General features: G+C 67.3%; 14 protein-coding genes, 1 tRNA gene and 1 pseudogene. 10 read left to right on the top strand and 6 right to left on the bottom strand.

The features are described 5' to 3' along the window. Positions 1–40 precede the first annotated feature (40 nt). Positions 41–116, top strand: a tRNA-Thr gene (locus FXF65_RS17685). Positions 117–508: 392 nt separating this feature from the next. Here FXF65_RS17685 and FXF65_RS17675 read toward each other — a convergent pair. Beyond that, entirely contained in the window at positions 509–1,045 is a 537-nt protein-coding gene (locus FXF65_RS17675) for a GNAT family N-acetyltransferase (protein ID WP_281288917.1), read from the bottom strand. Between the two features lie 613 nt (positions 1,046–1,658). Next, on the bottom strand, positions 1,659–2,057 hold the full coding sequence (locus tag FXF65_RS17670; protein WP_148351045.1) for a MarR family winged helix-turn-helix transcriptional regulator: 399 nt from the start codon (positions 2,055–2,057) through the stop codon (positions 1,659–1,661). A gap of 108 nt (positions 2,058–2,165) precedes the next feature. Between FXF65_RS17670 and FXF65_RS17665 the strand changes: the two genes are divergently transcribed. Then, complete coding sequence (locus tag FXF65_RS17665; protein WP_222868627.1) at positions 2,166–3,611, top strand: MFS transporter; 1,446 nt, start codon at positions 2,166–2,168, stop codon at positions 3,609–3,611. Between the two features lie 119 nt (positions 3,612–3,730). On the opposite strand, the gene FXF65_RS17660 is transcribed toward FXF65_RS17665, so the two are convergent. Continuing rightward, positions 3,731–6,133, bottom strand: coding sequence for a VIT domain-containing protein (locus FXF65_RS17660; protein WP_148351043.1), 2,403 nt, complete (start codon positions 6,131–6,133; stop codon positions 3,731–3,733). Further along, positions 6,130–6,945, bottom strand: coding sequence for a helix-turn-helix domain-containing protein (locus tag FXF65_RS45320; RefSeq protein ID WP_148351042.1), 816 nt, complete (start codon positions 6,943–6,945; stop codon positions 6,130–6,132). Before FXF65_RS45320 ends, FXF65_RS17660 begins: the two co-directional genes overlap by 4 nt. Before the next feature lie 380 nt (positions 6,946–7,325). Here FXF65_RS45320 and FXF65_RS46245 point away from each other — a divergent pair. Further along, positions 7,326–7,559, top strand: a pseudogene (locus tag FXF65_RS46245) (RNA polymerase sigma factor); the annotation flags it as partial. Between the two features lie 210 nt (positions 7,560–7,769). On the opposite strand, the gene FXF65_RS45890 reads toward FXF65_RS46245, so the two are convergent. After that, the gene (locus FXF65_RS45890) at positions 7,770–7,898 is read right to left on the bottom strand and encodes a hypothetical protein (protein WP_281288915.1); all 129 of its coding nucleotides are present in this window, start codon (positions 7,896–7,898) and stop codon (positions 7,770–7,772) included. Positions 7,899–9,199: 1,301 nt separating this feature from the next. On the opposite strand from FXF65_RS45890, the gene FXF65_RS17645 reads away from it, so the two are divergent. Next, the gene (locus FXF65_RS17645; RefSeq protein WP_148351040.1) at positions 9,200–10,465 is read left to right on the top strand and encodes a C40 family peptidase; all 1,266 of its coding nucleotides are present in this window, start codon (positions 9,200–9,202) and stop codon (positions 10,463–10,465) included. A gap of 236 nt (positions 10,466–10,701) precedes the next feature. Here the strand turns inward: FXF65_RS17645 and FXF65_RS17640 are convergent, their stop codons facing one another. Then, positions 10,702–11,193 (bottom strand): inorganic diphosphatase, encoded by a 492-nt coding sequence (locus FXF65_RS17640; RefSeq protein ID WP_148351039.1) that lies wholly within the window; start codon positions 11,191–11,193, stop codon positions 10,702–10,704. Positions 11,194–11,355: 162 nt separating this feature from the next. Here FXF65_RS17640 and dacB point away from each other — a divergent pair, with 162 nt between their 5' ends. The 6 genes from dacB (at position 11,356) to folE (ending at position 19,129) form a co-directional block, all read left to right on the top strand. Next, positions 11,356–12,729, top strand: a complete 1,374-nt coding sequence (gene dacB / locus FXF65_RS17635) for a D-alanyl-D-alanine carboxypeptidase/D-alanyl-D-alanine endopeptidase (RefSeq protein WP_246198852.1) — start codon at positions 11,356–11,358, stop codon at positions 12,727–12,729. Positions 12,730–13,014: 285 nt separating this feature from the next. Next, on the top strand, positions 13,015–14,124 hold the full coding sequence (locus FXF65_RS17630) for a zinc-dependent metalloprotease (protein ID WP_148351125.1): 1,110 nt from the start codon (positions 13,015–13,017) through the stop codon (positions 14,122–14,124). 83 nt (positions 14,125–14,207) lie between these two features. Continuing rightward, entirely contained in the window at positions 14,208–15,242 is a 1,035-nt protein-coding gene (gene tilS / locus FXF65_RS17625; RefSeq protein ID WP_148351038.1) for a tRNA lysidine(34) synthetase TilS, read from the top strand. A 125-nt stretch (positions 15,243–15,367) separates the two neighbouring features. Further along, complete coding sequence (gene hpt, locus FXF65_RS17620; protein ID WP_067902366.1) at positions 15,368–15,931, top strand: hypoxanthine phosphoribosyltransferase; 564 nt, start codon at positions 15,368–15,370, stop codon at positions 15,929–15,931. 448 nt (positions 15,932–16,379) lie between these two features. Next, a complete protein-coding gene (gene ftsH / locus FXF65_RS17615; RefSeq protein WP_148351037.1) occupies positions 16,380–18,383 on the top strand; it encodes an ATP-dependent zinc metalloprotease FtsH in 2,004 nt (667 codons plus the stop codon). A 158-nt stretch (positions 18,384–18,541) separates the two neighbouring features. Continuing rightward, the gene (gene folE, locus FXF65_RS17610; RefSeq protein WP_148351124.1) at positions 18,542–19,129 is read left to right on the top strand and encodes a GTP cyclohydrolase I FolE; all 588 of its coding nucleotides are present in this window, start codon (positions 18,542–18,544) and stop codon (positions 19,127–19,129) included. The last annotated feature ends 86 nt before the right edge of the window (positions 19,130–19,215 follow it).

Genomic DNA, 19,215 nt, shown 5'->3' with positions numbered 1-19,215 from the left:
CGGACCCGGTAGACTTCCCTCAGCCGTGTCCGCACGGCGCGCCGCCTTAGCTCAGTCGGCAGAGCGATTCACTCGTAATGAATAGGTCATCGGTTCGATTCCGATAGGCGGCTCCACCTCAAAGGCCCACCGCGATCATCCGCGATGGGCCTTTCGCATGACTGACTGACCACCTGGGCTGACTATCGGTCCTCGATTGTGGAGGGGAACAGGTCGTCCATCGCCTCGGCGCCAGCCAGGAGTGCGCAGGCGGATCTGGTGCCGGTACACCGTCTCGGTGACTCCGTGCTCTTGTGAGCGGCCAGCCGTGAGATGTCCCTCGATGGACTCCGGCGTCGGACAGCACTGACACGAAGCTGTGCCGTAGCTCCCGCGGTGTCCACTGGTCCGGGCCCAGGTCGTCTTGGCCAGGACGGCCCGAAAGGAGCGCAGGACGTTGTTGCGTTCCGTTCGGTGCCCGCGGTGGACGCGAAGACCAGCCGTGCGGATGCCGGTATCGGGTGGTGGGTCAGGGGAGGATTCTTGAGGTGCAGTGGGGGAGGTCCGCGGTCATGTCCGCGGTTATCGCCCAGCGTTCGTGGTCGCGCCAGATTCCGCCGATGTTGATGAAGTCGGGGGAGAAGCCCTCGCGCCGGAATCCGAGGCGTTGGACGAGTCGCCGGGACGGCTCGTTGCCTGGCTGAATGTCCGCCTCGACGCGGTGCAGGCCCAACTGGTCGAAGGCGTATACAACAGTCAGTCCGACTCCCTCTGTCATGAAGCCCTGTCCCGCACTCGGGGCGAATGCCGCGAAACCGAGAACCGCTCGTTCGTACGGCCCCCGGACGATGCCGGTGAGTGTGGCGTGACCGGCGATCGCTCCGGTGTCGCGCCGCTTGATCAACAGTGCTTCGCCGACCATGGGATCCGCGAACCGTCCCAGATAGTCGCGGAAGCCCTCCGCATCGGTGGGCGTCCTGACCCATCTCCCGTGTAGTTTCGCGCTCTGCTGGGCGAGATGGACGAACTCCTCCTCGTCTGCCGCCCGCAAACGGCGGAGCAACACGCGAGAACCCACAAACGCCTCCGCTCTGGCTCCCTTGGCCGGGGATCTTGTCTTGGACCGACCGTTGGCGACACGGCTTCGGGGCAGGTTGCACCATGTTCCTTGCGCGACGGACGCGCCGCAGGGTCGCGCCTGGCGGCTGGTCCGGAGCGTCTGCCTTCGCCGCAACGGCATTCGTCCATGAACCACGCAAAGACCCGATGACGCAACTCACGAAATCAGATCACGCGCTGCTGTGTGCCCGAAACGTCGCGTCGCAGCCACACGACAACCCGGGGCTTCTGACTCGGAACGCGTCCATGGTGCGGTACGCCGGAACACGCTTCCATCAGGTGCCGGGGCGAGGTGTGACGCATAACGCGCACATCCAAGGTGCTTGCTAGCCGTCGCGTGGTGATCGTGGCCCCCGCACCGCCGGAGGCGACGAAACCTGGCGCGCTGGCGCTCACGGGCACGGTCCTAACGACCCCTTGCACGAGCCACCGGGATGCTCATTCCGGACTCGCGCGCCACCCACGGAGTTCAAGAGCCAGCATGTCTGGACGCTTGGGCACGGCGCTTACGGGGTGGGCGAGGTCAAAGGACCAGCGTCAGTGCTGAGGCTTCCGCCGGATTATGTGTGCGCCAGCGTTGACGGGCTGGGTGTGAGGTGCTCGGCGAGGATCTTCAGGTGGGTGTCGCGGGCCTCGGCGTGGCAGCGGCGGCCAGCCTCGGTGATCTCGACGATGACTCCGCGGCGGTCGTTCTCGCAGAGGCCGCGCTGCACGTAGCCGTGCTTTTCAAGGCGGGCGACCGTGCGGGAGAGGGCGCTCTGGCTGAGGTACATGGCCGCGGCGATCTCCTGCATGCGGCGCTTCTCACAGTCGCCGTCGACGAGGCGGTCGAGCGTCTCGTACTCGCTCATGCTGAGCCCATGGGCGTCCTGGAGGGCGCGGTCGAGGGCGCACGCGACCGTGTTGTAGCAGGTCGCCAGCTCGCGCCACCGGCCGACCAGTGCAGCCTCCGCCTTCATGCGGCGCATCCTACCATGCACGCACATTAGATGCACCTGAATTAGATTCCAGAGAATTTAGTGCGTAGACATTTGATGCATGTGCATGTACTGTCCTGCGACGTGACTATGACTGACACCTCACCTGCCTCCGCCGTCCGTGCGCCGGCCGCCGACGGCGCGTCGGCCGAACAGACCTGGACTCCCCGGCTGTGGGGGGTCCTCGCCGTCCTTTGCGCAGTGCTGTTCCTCGACGGACTCGACGTCTCGATGGTGGGCGTCGCGCTTCCGTCGATCGGTACCGAGCTCGGTCTCTCCACGACGTCGCTGCAGTGGATTGTCAACGGCTACGTCCTCGGTTACGGGGGCCTCCTGCTGCTCGGTGGGCGTACCGCCGACCTGCTCGGGCGCCGCAGGGTCTTCCTCACCGCGTTGGCCGTGTTCGCCGTCGCGTCACTCATCGGCGGACTCGTGAACGACGGCACGTTGCTGATCGCCACCCGTTTCGTCAAGGGGCTCGCCGCCGCGTTCACCGCGCCGACCGCGCTCTCCATCCTGACCACCACCTTCCATGAGGGACCGGCGCGCAACCGCGCGTTGTCCGTCTTCTCGGTCTTCGGCGCGAGCGGCTACTCGTCCGGACTGATCCTCGGCGGGCTGCTGACCAGCTTCGGCTGGCGTTGGACGTTTCTGACGCCCGTGCCTCTTGCCGTCATTGCCCTGGTCGCGGGCATCGCATTGATCCCGCGGGACAAGCCCGCCGCGGACGGTGGTCATGACCTCGTCGGCGCGGTCACGCTCACCGGCGGGATGCTGCTCGCCGTCTACACCGTCGTGTCGGCTCCCGACCGGGGCTGGCTCGACCCGGTCACGGTCGGCTCGGCCCTGCTCGCGGTCGTGCTGCTGGCCGCGTTCCTCGTCACCGAGAACAAGGTGCGGCACCCGCTGATCCGGCTCGGCATCCTGCGGGCGGGCTCGATCGTCCGCGCGAACCTGAGCATCGTCGCGCTGTTCGGGTCGTACCTGAGCTTCCAGTTCATGATGACGCTCTACCTGCAGGACGTGCTCCACTGGTCGCCGCTGAAGATGGCCATGGGCCTGCTCCCGGCGGGACTTCTCGTGGCCTTCGGCTCCCCGTTCGTCGGCCGTCTGATCGACCGGTACGGCACCGCCCCGCTGATCATCAGTTCCATGACGTCGTTGACCCTCGGCTACGTCTGGTTCCTGGCCACGGCAGGCGACGCTCCGCACTATGTGTTCACGATCCTGCCGACGATGCTGCTGCTGGGCGGCGGGTTCGCGTTCGGTTTCAGCTCGATCATGGGACAGGCGACCGACGGGATCGACGACTCCGAGCAGGGCCTCGCGTCCGGGCTCGTCCAGACGTCGGGCCAGGTCGGCGCCGCCCTGGTGCTGGCGCTGGTCACCGCCCTGGTCGCGGGCGGGACGGCCAGTGGTGGTGACGGCTTCGGCGAGTTCCACCCGGGCGTCAACCTGGTCAGCGCCGTCGCCGTTGTCGGCCTCGTCCTGAACCTGGTGCCGCTGCTGCGCCACTACCGTCCGAAGCACGCCTGACCGATCCGACCCAGCGGGGACGCACTGTTCGCAGTGCGTCCCCGCACTTCTTTTCGCCCTGTCCCCACCGACGACCTCCAACTGGATGGGTTGCGGAGCCGCCGCAACTTCGACCGCGGTTAGGAACCTCGTTTCCAGAAGGGGCGGCGGGGTTTCTGTTCTTGGGTGAAGTCGCTCAGGACCTGGAGTGCCCGGGCCCATTGGGCGTCGACGGTTGGCTGGTCGGATGCTGACGTCAGATGGCGCAACTCGTCCCGGAGGTCGGCGAGGGTTCTGGTGTCGAGCTGTTCCGCCTCCATCCGTTGGACGATCGACTCCAGAGTGGGGAGGAGTTCGCTCATCAACTGGTGGATGCGTTGGTCGTGTGCGTCCGGGACCTGGCGGAGGCGGTCGAGGACGGTAGCCAGCTCCTGCTGAAAGCCCTTTTCGGCAGGCACGGTGCGAGTGCGGTGCAATGGAGCCGACCCGGTGGGTTGTTTGGCGAGCGGACGGGCGGATCCTCGCCGGGGCCGGGCAGTGTCCGGCGCGAAGCCATATCCGGTCGGGGGCGGGCCGGCGGGCGCCGGAGGCATGGCGGGCGGTGGGGCTGCGCTCGGCGGCATGGCCGCTTCCGGGGCGGCGGAGAACGCGGCGTACGTCATCCTCGGCGCGGCGGGTGTCGGCGCCGTCCAACCGCTCGGTGTCTCGACCGGTTGGACGACCTGGTGCGGGGTTTCGCCCTCGGCGACCACACGGCTATCCACCGCTACGAATGCGGTGAAGCGGCACAGCACGCCGAACCTGAGAGACGTATCGATGATGCGCTGCTCCAGGTCATCGGGACCGCCGATGGTGTAGCGGTCCTCTAGGTCGCGCAGATGCGCGCGAGCCCAGATGGACGTGGCGGCCGAGCCGTCACCGACGGCTCCGGCAGCGTGCTGTTCCCAGGCCGTCCCGTCGGACGCGGTGCCACGGACCGACAGCGAGCCGGACGCGGTGCCCCGGAAACGTCCCGTGATCACCAGCGGCACGCCAGGGAAGAGCGCGCCGAGGCGGGCGGGCGCCACGGAGTCGGGAATGGTCTCCAACCCGTCGGGGTGCAGAGATAGGCCGGTCGCCAGTGGTGCGGCGATGCGATGGTGGATGTGCTCCATCGCCTCGTCGAGGCGGTCTTCGGATTCGACCAGTTCGCAGTGTCCGTGGCCGATGGCGGCGAGGCGGTTCAGGAAGCCCGCGTTGACCGCCCGGTCGATCCCAACGGTGTGGACGCGCACGCCGTGCAGATGCGGTTCCAGCCGGGCCAGGAGTTGGTCTTCGTTGCCGACCTGCCCATCGGTGATGAGGACGAGCACGCGGTCGCGCGCGGGGTCCGCGAGCAGGCGGCATGCCTCGTCGAGCGGGGCGAGCATCTCGGTGCCGCCCCGCGCGCTCACCGCCGCCAGGTGCTCGACCGCGCGGAACCGGTTGCGGTCGCTGCCCTCGGCCAGCCCGGTTCCGAGGTCGCGCGGCCTTTCGATGCTGTTGTCGAAGGACAGGACGGCGAACCGGTCTTCGGCGCGGAGCGTGTCGACGATGCGGGCGGCGGCGCGGCGGGCGGCGATCATCTTCCAGCCGTGCATGCTGCCGGACCGGTCGAGTATGAGCACCACGTCACGGGGATTCGGCCGCACGTCCCCGGAGGGCAGAACGGTCAGGCTGAACGTCCCTTCTTCGCCGGACTCGTCCGGAACCAGGGAGAGTGCCGCGCTCTCCTGCGGAGCGAAGTCGAGGCGGAGGATGAAGTCGCGGTCGAGGCGTTCCCCCGGCCGCAGCCGCACGGTTGTCCTCTCGTCGTCGCGCTCCTCGGCCACGACGTGCAGCGCGGAGCGGATCTGCGTCAGGGGCAACCCCGCCGGGTCGATGTCGACAGTGACGGCCAGCCGCACCGGGTTGGGGAAGCCGGGCAGCAGGACCGGCGGGCTGATCCGGGAGGCGTCCGGGACGGCGTCGGTGTCGTCGGCGATGCCGGAACCGGCGCGCTCGCCGTCCAGTGGTGCGCCGGGGATGTAGCGCGGCGCGACGACCAACGGGAAACGGAACGTCGCGCTGGAGGCCGACTCGTGCGGCAGCGGCTGGTCGAGCGTCAGCCTGATCGTCACGCGTTCGCCCGGCAGGATGTTGCCCACCCGCATGGTGAAGACGTCCGGACGGTCCTCTTCCGCGATCGCGGCACGCTGACCCGCGGCGACAGCGGCGTCGTAGTCCTGACGGGCCTGGCCGCGCTCCTTCAGCGTCCCCTCGATGACACGGTCGGCGGCCTCCATGCGCAGCCCGGTCACGGCGGCGCGGTCGGGCAGCGGGAAGACGTAGGTGGCCTCCAACGGCACGTCGAACGGGTTGCGGAATCCTTGGACGACTTCGATTCCGGCGGCCAGCCCGGTGATGGAGGCGTGTACGTCGACGGAGTCGAGCGGCAGGTTGCCCCTGTCGGTGGTGAGCGCGCCCAGACCGCGATCGGGCTCCGGCGACGCGGTGTCGGGCAGCGGCAGTATGCGCACGGTCACGTGGACCTCCGGGAGGGATCGACGGGCATGGACGCGGGGCTTGGGGCGAGGCTCTCCTCGTCGGTGAGGAGGCCCCGTCGGTGTAGTTCGTCGAGCAGCGGGCGAGCGGCGTGCTCGATGGCAGCGAGGTCTCCGCCGCTCAGTGAGGGGACGTCCAGGAGAAGGGTGAGACCGGACGCGAGCCGGACACCCTGGACGACCGGGGGGCGTGGCCTGTCGAAGTCGTCGGCCGCGATGGCCCGTTCATACGCCAGGTCGGGACGGTTCTTCCAGAAGCCGCTCCGAGCCGCTCTGCTCGCTGCGCTGGCTGTGGGATGCGTCGGGACGGGCGTCTCTGGGGCGTGTGAATCGGTCGGCGGAATGTTCGCGGGATCGTCGGGTGGCGGTTCGCTGCCGTCGGAAAGAGGGGGCGCCGGGGTGTCGGTGTGAGTCGCGCGCTCTCGTTGTCCGTCCGGTAGCTCCGAGTTGGGCGGGAGTGCGTCGGGTCGGCCTTCGGCGGGGGCGAGACCGGCGATGCGTTCGAGGGTCGCGTCGGTGGCGGCGGCGAGTTCGAGCTGGATCTCGGCGATCGAGCGGCCGGCGGCCTGGCGGCGCTTCACCGCGACGAGCTGCAGGAGGTGGCGTGGGCCGTACAGGGCGGTGCGTCCGCGACGGCCGAACGGCGGGTCGACCAGGCCGATCGTGGTGTACCAGCGGATCAGCCGCTCGTTGGGCACGTCGCGCACCCGGCCGCTGACCTGCGCTGACCCGTCCGCGGCGAGGGCCGCGGCGGCGCTCTCGGCCAGCTCGGTGATCGTCCAGACGACATCCATGCAGCAATGATGACACTGTCACGATGACAGTGTCAACTTTGATTCAAGATCGAGTCGAGCCTTCGCCGCGGAGCATCGATGGGAGCGACGCGTCATGCAGAGGGCGATCCCGCGCCCTCGCCCTGTCGGCCGGTCAATCAGACCACCGCAGAGGTCGCGGCCATAGCGGCGGCCGTTGAACGAATCCTCCCTCCGATGAGGGAATCGAATTGGTCTTCCTCGAACGATCCATCTAGTAGATATGCGGCAAACCCCAATGAACTCCTCATCTGTGATTACCTGGATAAGTATCGGCGAAGTATGAGAATGGCACCCGACACCTGAGATTGATGTGTCGGATTGGCCACTAGACAACGCTCGTAACCTTTACCTTCGGTGACATGAACGACCATGACCTGGTAGAGGCGCTGCTTGGGAGTGAGCCCAACGCCGCTGCCGCCGTGTACGACGCGCATGCCGACCGGCTCTACGCATACTGCTGGTTCCAGTTGCGTTCCAGGGACGCGGCCCAGGATGCGTTGCGTGATGCGTTCATCCTCGCCGAGGCGCATATCGGCGAGTTGCGGGACCCTGATCGCTTTGGGCCGTGGCTCTACGCGATCGCAAGACTGGAATGTGTACGCAGGCCGCCGTCCAGGGACCAGGCGCCGGACATGTCGGTCGCGAGCCACGACCAGGACGACGTCGACCAGCGCATCATGGCGTGGCAGGCGGTGCTGGCCCTGGGTCCGCTCTCCAGGGAGATTCTGGAGTTGCGCGTAAGGCATCAGTTGTCCGTCCCAGATCTGGCAGCGGTTTTCGGTGTGCCGCTCGCAGACGCGCAATCAGCGCTCGACCTCGCGCACAACGAACTGGAAAGCGCGTTGACCGCCGAGATACTCGCGCATCACGGCCCCTACGGTTGCGCCGAACGGGCCCGGATGCTCCGAGAGCGGCATGGCGAATTTATCCATGAAGTGAACGGTCGGTTGTTGGAGCACGCCGAAGGTTGTGCCGTCTGTGGGACGTTGCGCCCCCGCTCTGTTTCAGCCACCAAGGTGTATGGGTTGCTGCCCGATCCCGAACTCCCGCCAGAATTGCGGCCACGGGTGACGGGCTGCCTTCTGGACCCTGAACTCGTCGACTACAGGCTCCTCGTCTCCACGAGGGTCACCGAGTTCACCTCGGATGGGTTCCCCGTCCAATCCACCGAGACGCCTGAGCCACTGCCAGCACCTCATCCCGAGCGACGGGTCTGGTTTCCCCGTTTGCGTAGGGCGAATTCCCGCCCGGCAGTGCAGGCACAGGCCAAGGCCGTAGAGGACGTTCCCAAGGCGGCAGGGCTTCGAACCCAGGCAACGCGCGTCGCTCTGGTATTGGCGGTGGTGGCGCTCCTGTTCGGTGGTGGTCTCGCCTCCATGCACGGGTTCTTCGACCCAGGACGACAGAGCTCGGACACCGTCGTCGAGCCACGTCTTAGTGGAGACTCTGATCCCTCCCAGCACTTCAGTTCAGGACAGGGGGAGCCTGGAGAACCCCCGGTCGGAATCGATGCTGCTTCCGTGACCGCGACGCTCCCGTTGGGAGCGCAGGAAACGGCCGCACCCCCGACCGTATTGCAGCCACCCTCGAATGAACCGATCCTGGTGAACGCACCCTCCGGCTCTCCCGCCAAGGGTCAGCTTGTGGTGTCGCGACTCTTCCTGGACTTGGCGGGCAGCACGTCAGGCTCGATAGAACTCCAGGCTCATCGCGGACCGCTGGCATGGCATGCGACCAGCCGTGGACCCATTCGCGTATATCCATCCTCAGGAAGGCTTGGGGCGGGACAGAGCACGACGGTGCGCGTGTACGTCGAGCGAAGGTCGAAGTCCCACGGGACTGGCACCGTTACGTTCCGGCCAGGCGGCAGCGGGGTGAACGTCACCTGGCGACCCGATTCTCCAGGCTCGAAACCCACGCCCGCACCGAAGCCAACGCAAACTGGACCAGGTAACCCGACCACGCCGCCGGTTACCAAGCGCCCAAGCAAAACGCCTGCACCGTCCAGGCCACCGTCGTCTTCTGGTGGTCAGTCGCCTGAACCGCAACCGTCGAGTGACAAATCAGGTCCGTCGCCGTCTACCGGGTCATCACCCACGACCATTCCTCCCACTACGGGCCCCACGTCCAGCCCCTGACGGAGGGGCGGAAGTATCTGCCCTTGCCAGAGATAACTACTCTTCGTAGGTGATCATTTGCGCTAAGCAGTGCATGGCGAGGGGAGGACGTGATCATGGCATCAGGCACAGCCGAGACCCGTCATGCGTCCCGATCCCCCTCCCGCGGTGCGGTGCTGCGGTTGGTCGCCTTCACCACCGGCCTGACGATGGGCATGAGCCTCCTGTGCCCGGCCGCAACCGCGCGTCCCACCGCCACGCCCGGCCCAAGTGCGCGCGACGTTAAACGAAGCGAACGCGAGGTCAGAGAAAAAGCCGCAGAAGTCGGCCGGACCAAGGTCGAGCTTGCGCGGGCGGACGGCGAACTCGACCGGCTCGCCGTCGCCGCTGAGGTCGCCATAGAGCGATACCACGGGGAACAACTCAAACTGCAGCGTTCCCGACAGGTCTACGGGGAGACGCTGGCGCGATCGGCCGAGGCGGACAGGAGGCTAGAGGAGACCCAAGCCGAACTGGCATCTTTCGCCGCACAGATCTACCGCGACAACACTGGATACGATCAGATGTCGTCGGCGCTCGTGGGCCATGGCGGTCCCCAAGGCTTCATGGACCGCGCGGGAATGGTCGAGATGCTCACCAAGAGGCGTACGGCTATGGTCGAACGCGTCGAGGCGGCAAAGACCGTCGCTGATCTGTTCCGGCACCAGGCGCAGACGGCTTCTCAAGAGCAGACGGTGGCGACGAGTCGCGCCGACGAGGCCAAACGTGTCGCGCAGGACGCAGTGGCCAGGCAACAGGCTTCCGTACACCGAATCGAAGCGGAGAAGCGCCGGCTGGAGCGTCGTCTTGGCAGGGCCCAGGAGCATGCGGCACGGGTCAAGCGCGCGCGGGAACGGGCGCTGGAGAAGGCAGAGGCACGTAAGGCTCGGGCCACTCTTACCAATTCAGTACGTCCCGTGCTGGCCGTATCTGCCGTGCGCGGGGCCATTGCTGCGCGGGCCGCGTTGAAGTGGCTCGGAACTCCGTACTCGTGGGGTGGAGGCACCGTGGCTGGGCCAAGTTACGGTGTGGCACAGGGGGCCGAAACACAGGGCTTCGACTGTTCCGGTCTGGCGATGTATGCATGGGGCAAGGCCGGGGTGTACCTGGACCACTGGACCGGTACGCAATGGACATCGGGGCCGCACATCCCTATCGATGCGTTGCGTCCAGGAGATCTCGTCTTTTTCGCCAGGGACCCGTCCGACCTCAACACCATCCACCATGTGGGCATTTACGTCGGTGACGGCCGTATGGTCGAAGCGCCTTACACAGGCGCGCGGGTGCGTGTCTCCAGCATCCACCGAAGCGACTTGATCGGTGCGACCCGTCCTTCTGGTTGAAGGCAAGGCCGACCTGGCGTCCCCCTAGCTCCCCGCTCTGGCTCGCTCCAGGCGGCCCGTGACTGCCGCTGAAGACGAGAACCCTTCCGCAGGGCGTCTCCCGCGGAAGGGTTCTTCACGAGCTGTGTCGCTGGACGGGGGAGCGGATCAGCGCCGTCCGCGACTCCCGGCTCTGGTCTTCATACGGCCTCGCGATGGGTCAGGATGTGGAACCGGTCGGCCTGCCCGGCCGATGCTCAGTGGCCGCCCTGGTCCGCCGCGCGCTTGTGGGAACGTTCGATCTCCACCTCAGCCTCGACCCGTCCCACCCAGCTGGCTCCTTCGACCGACTTGCCGGGCTCGAGGTCCTTGTAGACCTCGAAGAAGTGCTGGATCTCCAGCCTGTCGAACTCGGCGACGTGATGGATGTCGCGGAGGTGCTCCATCCGGGGGTCGGTCGCGGGGACGCACAGGACCTTGTCGTCACCACCGGCCTCGTCGGTCATCCGGAACATGCCGACCGCGCGGCAGCGGATGAGGCAGCCCGGGAACGTCGGCTCCTGCAGCAGGACCAGTGCGTCCAGGGGGTCGCCGTCCTCGCCGAGGGTGTTCTCGATGAACCCGTAGTCGGCCGGATACTGCGTCGAGGTGAACAGCATGCGGTCGAGCCTGATGCGACCGGTCTCGTGGTCCACCTCGTACTTGTTCCGCTGGCCCTTCGGGATCTCAATGGTGACGTCGAAATCCAAGATGTCCTCCGCTCCCTGCGCGCGTGCAGTACATAGTCTTTCGGGAGCCCGTGGGCGAGGCCGACCCCACAGGCGAGTGTTTCCCTTATATAAGGATGTCGCACGTTGGTGAGTGCTGAGTGGGAGAGGGACGGTCACGTGCCTGGACGGGCCCCCGCCCTCGTGGTGCTGTCGCTGTCCCTCCTTAACGTTTTCGCCGTCGCCGCTGGGCTCGCAGTGGTAAAACTCACACCTGAACGGCACTTGTCCCCGCAGCCGCCCGGTGTGGCGGTGCGTGACATCGTGCGGGCCCCTGCCTCGACGTCGATCGCCGCAGCCGATCTGACGTCCGGGCGTCTGCCCAACGCTTCCGTCCTGGGCGGACGGCTCTCCACGCTGATCGGGGGGCCTGAGACGAAGATCAATGCGGTGGTCATCGACGCGGCGACCCGGCGTCCCCTGTTCGAGCGCCATGCCGACAGTCCCGCGACCCCCGCCTCTACTACGAAATTGGTGACATCGGTGGCGGCGCTTGCCTCGGTGGGTCCCGAGCACCGGATCACCACGCAGGTCGTACGCGGCAACGGTGGCGGGATCGTACTCGTCGGAGGCGGAGATCCTACCTTGACGGCCCTCCCCACACGGCCTGATGCAGGCCATCCGCCGTACGCCTCGCTTCTAGACCTGGCCCGGCAGACGGCCTCAGCGTTGAAGGCGGCCGGTGTCCGGCGTGTGCGCGTGGACTATGACGTGTCCGCGTACCAAGGTCCTCGCACCGCTGCTGGGTGGAAGCCGAATTACATGCCGGACGGTGAGGTCGCACCTGTCACGGCCCTGACGGTCGATGAGGGACGTGTGGCTCCGGCGGATCCGTCCAAGAAGACGCGGGTTTCCGACCCACCTGCTGTTGCCGCGGGGGAGTTCGCGCGGCTGCTGTCCATGAACGGGGTGGGCGCGAAGGCAGGGCGGAGGACGTTCGCGCAGAAGGGCGCCGTTCGGCTCGGTGCCGTCCAATCACCGCCGATGTCCGCTCTGGTGGAACATTTGCTGACCGACAGTGACAACGATGTGGCCGAGGCGGTGGCGAGGCAGGTGGCGATGAAGCTGGGCCGTCCGGCGTCGTTCGCGGACGCGGCGCAGGCCGTCGAACAGGTTCTCGCCAAGCTGGGTGTGGAAGCGGGGGTCCTGGTCAACGACGGCAGTGGGTTGTCCACGCGCAACCGCATTTCGCCGGTTGCTCTTGCTCGAATCGTTTCGCTCGCTGCGGGCGAGGACCATCCGGAGCTTCGATCGGTCATCACCGGCCTGCCCATCGCAGGGTTCTCCGGGACGTTGAGCCCTCCGCGCTACACGGTGCCGTCCAGCCGGGCGGGTGCGGGGATGGTGCGCGCCAAGACGGGGACGCTCGCGGGGGTCAGCACGTTGGCGGGGCTCGCGTACGACGCGGACGGGCGGCTGCTCGCGTTCGCGTTCATGGCGGGGGACGGTAAGGGGCCGGTGGATCCCGGCAGGCTCGACCAGTTGGCGGCTGCGGTGGCCGCGTGCGGGTGCGGCTGACGTCGGGTTATCCACAAGTTCGCGTTGGGGTTCCGCGTGGTGGCGGGGGCGGCGAGGGTGGAGGGGTACGGTCCGCCCCCGGGTGGGTGGGGCCTGCGGTTGGGCCTGCGGTTGGGCCTGCGGTTCGGGGTGGGGTGTCCGGCTGGGGTTCCAGGTAATGGGGGTTTGGGGTGGAGTGTGGGGCGAGCCGTACGGGAGATAACCAGAACAGTTGTTCGTTGAACGACTGTGCAGGGCGCTCCGGCGCCACGTCCCAAACGTACGGTGGAGTACATGAGCGCCTCAATGATCGACTGGAACGTGGCGGTCCAGGCCGGTACTCGGCTCGTCAGGCCGGGGCCGCAGGTCAGCCACGCCGAGGCCCGTGCGGTCGTGGCGGAGCTGCGGGAACTGTCGAAGCTCGCCCACGGGCACGTGCGCGACTTCACCGGCATGGCCTCGGAGCTCGATCCCGACCCGGCGACCGTCGTTGACCGGCCCGGCTGGATCCGCGCCAACGTGGACGGTTTCCGGGTGGTGCTCGAACCGCTCATGGAGCAGATGACCGAAGGACGCAGCCCCGGGCCGCTCGGTGGCGCAGGCAACGTCGTCGTCCAGGCCGTCGGGTCACGAGTCACCGGCATGCAGGTCGGCGCGATCCTCGCCTACATGGCCAGTCGCGTCCTGGGCCAGTACGAGCTTTTCCTGCCGCCGGACCCGTCCGGACGGGCGCCTACAGGACGACTGACCCTGGTCGCACCCAACATCGTCCACGTCGAGCAAGAACTCGGTGTGGACCCACATGACTTCCGCCTGTGGGTTTGTCTGCACGAGGAGACGCATCGCGCTCAGTTCACCGGCGTTCCGTGGTTGCGGGAGTACGTGCAAGACCAGATGACCCAATTCCTGCTCGCTTCCGACCTCGACCCAGGCGTGATGCTCGACCGCATCAAGGACGCAGCGGAAGCGGTCGCGGACGCCGTGCGTGGTGGCGACGCCAACCTCATCGACGCGATCCAGACCCCGGAGCAGCGCGAGATCCTCGACCGCCTCACCGCGGTCATGACACTGGTCGAAGGGCACGGCGACTATGTGATGGACGCCGTCGGACCAGAGGTCGTGCCATCGGTGCAGCAGATCCGGTCACGCTTCCAGGGGCGGCGTGACGGCGGCTCCAGGCTCGACAGGTCGATCCGCCGGCTGCTCGGCATCGACCTGAAGATGAAGCAGTACGCGGAGGGGTCGCGGTTCGTCCGCAGGGTCGTCGCCGAGGTCGGCATGAGCGGCTTCAACCAGGTGTGGCAGTCGCCCGAGGCTCTGCCCACGCATGACGAGATCAAGGAACCGATCCTGTGGATCGACAGGGTCATCGGTCCGCGGGCCATCGACGCGCCGCCCGAGGCCAATCAGGCATGAGAACCACCAGGCGTAGGAGCCAGGCATAGGGCGCGTGGTATCCACCGTGGGCGTCTAGCGTCGCGCGGTGGTAGAGGTTTCCCATGGGGCCTGATCCGGCAGTGGCGACGGTACGTCTCGCGGTAAGGCGTGCTCTGGCCGACCTCCCGCCGGGTGGGATGGTGCTCGCCGCGTGCAGCGGGGGCGTCGATTCCTTGGCGCTTGCGGGTGCGCTGGCCTTTGAGGCGCCCAGGCAGGGGCGCCCTGCCGGTGGGATCACCATCGACCACGGCCTCCAGGACGGCTCTGCCGAACGTGCCGACGCCGTTGTCCGGACGATGGCGGATCTTGGGCTTGACCCGTCCGGGTCGGTCGCCGTCACTGTCGACGGCACGGGCGGCCCGGAGAACGCCGCCCGCGATGCCCGCTACACCGCGCTCGACCAGACCGCAGACCGGTTGGGGGCCGCGGCCGTCCTCCTGGGGCACACCCTGGACGACCAAGCCGAAACCGTCCTGTTGGGGTTGGCGCGAGGTTCTGGAGCACGGTCGCTTTCAGGCATGCCAACCGCGTTCCTCCGTAGAACCGCCTTGGGGGAAGGGCGAGATGGGCGACGCGAGCAAGGCGTGCTCTATCTGAGGCCCCTGTTGGGGCTCGATCGTGCGACCATGCGCCGGGCATGCAAGGCGATGGGGCTGGACCCTTGGGACGACCCTCACAACATTGATCCGACCTACGCGCGCGTGCGCGTCCGGCATGAGGCTCTGCCCGCGTTGGAAAAGACTCTGGGCCCAGGGGTGGCCCAAGCCCTGGCACGTACGGCGAGGATGCTGCGGGACGATGCCGACGCCCTGGACGAACTCGCCGTCCAGGCTTACAGCGACCTCAAGGACGCCCAGGACGGGTACACCGTCGCCCTCCGCCTGGAGGGGCTCTCTGAACTGCCAAGAGCCGTCCGGACCCGCGTACTGCGGACGGCGGCGATCGACGCGGGCAGCCCACCCGGTACGCTCGCGGCCGTCCATGTCGATGCAGTGGATCGGCTGGTCACGGCCTGGCACGGCCAGCGGCACGTGGACCTGCCGGGGGGCCTTCGAGCCGTCCGGCGGTATGCGAAGCTGCTGTTCGGCCCGGTTTGACCTCGCACCGTGTGCGAACCGTCACACGTACTGCTGCACGGCGTCGCCGCGCGAACGGCGAAAACGTCGCGCGGCGGGTGTCCGTCCCACCGGACGGGCGAGGTCTGAGCGATGAGGGTGGGATTGTGGACGAGAAGGACCTGGGCACCGACCTGGCGAAGGTGCTGATCCCGGAGGCGGATCTGCAGGCCAAGGTGCGGGAGCTCGCCGGGCAGATCGACGCCGACTACGCGGGCAAGGACCTGCTGCTGGTCGGTGTCCTCAAGGGCGCCGTCATGATCATGGCGGATCTGGCGCGCGCGCTGCACTCGCCCGCCTCGATGGACTGGATGGCGGTCTCGTCCTACGGGTCGGGGACGAAGTCGTCCGGTGTCGTCCGCATCCTGAAGGACCTCGACACCGACATCCTCGACCGGCACGTCCTGATCGTGGAGGACATCGTCGACTCGGGTCTGACCCTGTCGTGGCTGGTGAGCAATCTGCTCTCGCGTAACCCCGCCTCGCTGGAGATCTGTGCGCTCCTGCGCAAGCCGGAGGCCGTGAAGGCCGACGTGGACGTGAGGTACGTCGGGTTCGACATCCCCAACGAGTTCGTCATCGGCTATGGGCTCGACTATGCGGAGCGGTACCGGAATCTGCCGTTCGTCGGCACGCTGGCCCCGCATGTGTACGGCGGCGGTGGGGCCTAACCTGGTCTGCGGGGACGTGGTTCCGTCCGAGAGCGACCCTCAAGGACGCTCAGAGCGCGCTGACGGTGCGTGAACGCCTGGGGCGGACCGCGGAGGGCACCCGAACCGGAATCGGGCGCTAAGGCCCCGGTCAGGGGCTCTGAGGACGTCCTCAGGGAACAAGGGACCGTGACGAATCGTTGCAAAGGTCGTTGACGGGTATATGGAAGGGATGCAGGAGAACAGCGTCGGCTGCGTCTTCTGCATCCTGCGGTGTACCGTCGATGTCCCGGGCCCTAGGGTCGGGGAGCCATACGAGGGAAGCCGCCGCGGCGGGACCGGAGCCCCAGGGCGTCGGCCTTCCGCGGGACGCATTGTAGGTCGCCCCGGCATCCGTCCCCCGGGACGGACGAGGATCGTACACAGACGTTGGTCAGGAGGGACGGGCCCCGGAGGGGTAACCGGATAAATGGACGTGAAGCGCTATTTTCGCGGGCCGCTGCTGTGGATCCTGCTGTTCGGCCTCTTGGTCGCCCTGGTGATGTGGGGCGTCAACCCCGGTCGTTCGTTTGAGAAGGTCGACACCTCCAAGGTCGTTCAGGAGATCAACGCTGGGCAGGTCAAGTCCGCCAAGATCATTGATAAGGACCAGCGGATCGAGCTGACGCTCACCAACGGCAAGCAGCAGCAGGCGTCCTGGGTCGACGGGCAGGGCCTCCAGTTGCAGCAGCAACTGCAGCGGCAGGCCGACTCGGGCAAGCTGTCCGGCGGCTACAACGTCGACGTGCCGAAGCAGAGCTTCTTCCTGAACCTGCTGTTCAGCCTGCTGCCCATCGTCGTCATCGTGCTGATCTTCCTGTTCATCATGAACCAGATGCAGGGCGGCGGCTCGCGGGTGATGAACTTCGGCAAGTCCAAGGCCAAGCTCATCACCAAGGACACTCCGAAGACCACCTTCGCCGACGTGGCCGGGGCCGACGAGGCCCTGGAGGAACTCGAAGAGATCAAGGACTTCCTGCAGAACCCGGCGAAGTTCCAGTCGATCGGCGCCAAGATTCCGAAGGGCGTGCTGCTGTACGGTCCGCCCGGCACCGGTAAGACCCTGCTGGCGCGTGCCGTCGCGGGTGAGGCGGGCGTCCCGTTCTACTCGATCTCCGGTTCGGACTTCGTCGAGATGTTCGTCGGTGTGGGCGCGTCCCGTGTCCGCGACCTTTTCGAGCAGGCGAAGACCAACGCCCCTTCGATCATCTTCATCGACGAGATCGACGCAGTGGGCCGGCACCGCGGCGCGGGTCTCGGCGGTGGGCACGACGAGCGCGAGCAGACGCTGAACCAGCTGCTGGTCGAGATGGACGGTTTCGACGTCAAGGGCGGCGTGATCCTGATCGCGGCGACCAACCGTCCCGACATCCTCGACCCGGCGCTGCTCCGTCCGGGACGGTTCGACCGTCAGGTCACCGTGGACCGTCCCGATCTGGAGGGCCGCAAGGGCATCCTGCGCGTGCACGGTCGTGGCAAGCCCTTCGCGCCGGACGTCGACCTCGACGTCATCGCCCGCCGTACCCCGGGCTTCACCGGTGCGGACCTCGCGAACGTCATCAACGAGGCCGCGCTGCTCACCGCCCGCTTCGACCGCAAGCTGATCGACATGGACACCCTTGAGGAGTCCATCGACCGTGTCATGGCGGGGCCGGAGCGCAAGACCCGGGTGATGTCGGAGAAGGAAAAGAAGATCATCGCCTACCACGAGGGCGGGCACGCCCTGGTGGCGCACGCTCTTCCGAACTCCGACCCGGTGCACAAGGTGACGATCCTGCCGCGTGGACGGGCCCTGGGTTACACCATGACCCTCCCCATGGAGGACAAGTTCCTCACGACCCGTTCGGAGATGACCGACCAGCTCGCCATGCTGCTCGGTGGGCGCACCGCGGAGGAGCTCGTGTTCCACGAGCCGACCACGGGCGCCTCGAACGACATCGAGAAGGCCAGTTCGATCGCCCGCAACATGGTGACCGAGTACGGCATGAGCGAACGTCTCGGCGCTCGTAAGTTCGGCACCGGTCAGGGCGAGGTGTTCCTCGGCCGCGACATGGGCCACGAACGTGACTACTCCGAGGACATCGCGTCCGCGATCGACGATGAGGTCCGCCGGTACATCGAGGCCGCGCACGACACGGCCTGGGAGATCCTGGTGGAGTACCGGGACGTCCTGGACGAGCTCGTCGTCAACCTGATGGAGAAGGAGACCCTCTCCAAGGAGCAGGTCCTCCGGATTTTTGCACCGATCCAGAAGCGGCCGCACCAGAACTCCTACACGGGTTACGGCAAGCGCCTGCCGTCCGACCGTCCGCCGGTACTGACGCCCAAGGAGCTGGCCCTGCTCGGCCCGCAGGACGTCACCGACCTGACCAAGAACAACGGTCAGGGCGGGGTCACCTCAGAGGCGGCCGATCCGGCCCAGGGCGAAAGCTGACCGCGTTGGCAGATCAGCAGGACGAGGCGTCGGCGCACGAGCGGTCCGAGGACGAGGGTTCGTCCTCGGGCGGCTCGTCCGGCGCCGCGCAGGAGAGGTGGACGGCGGAGCAGGCCGCGCAGGACGCGGGCCGTGCGTTCGTCGAGGGCGAGGCACGGATCCTGGAGGAGCCGCCCGGGTTCGACCACGCCCGCATCGAGAAGGCGGTGCGCGAGATCCTGATCGGCATCGGGGAGGACCCCGACCGTAACGGTCTCCGTGACACACCCGCCAGGGTCGCGCGTGCCTACGCCGAACAGTTCGCCGGGCTGCGGCAGACGCCGGAGGACGCGCTCACGACGGTGTTCGACGCCGACCATGAGGAAATGGTCCTGGTGAAGGACATCGAGGTGTACTCCGTCTGCGAGCACCACCTGGTGCCCTTCCACGGGGTGGCCCACGTCGGCTACACCCCGAACAAGAAGGGGCAGATCACCGGCCTTTCCAAGCTGGCCCGGCTGGTGGACGTGTACGCGCGTCGCCCGCAGGTCCAGGAGCGGCTGACGAGCCAGGTGGCCGACGCGATGATGAGCGTGCTGGAACCGCGCGGCGCGATCGTGGTGATCGAGGCCGAGCATCTGTGCATGACCATGCGCGGCGTGCGGAAGCCGGGCGCGAAGACCGTGACGTCCGCGGTGCGCGGCGACTTCCGCGATCATGCCGAGACGCGGTCCGAGGCGATGAGCTTGATTCTGGGCCGTTACTGAGCGTTGACCCTGACTCGGGATCGCTGGCTACGCGAACGGGCCTCAGCGTTGAGCTGAGGCCCGTTCCGCTGTTGTGGAGCCGGGTC

This window comes from Actinomadura syzygii (genome assembly GCF_008085905.1).
Taxonomy (GTDB): domain Bacteria; phylum Actinomycetota; class Actinomycetes; order Streptosporangiales; family Streptosporangiaceae; genus Spirillospora; species Spirillospora syzygii.
The sequence above is the reverse complement of the archived record's forward strand: the minus strand, read 5'-3'. Positions and strand labels throughout refer to the sequence as shown.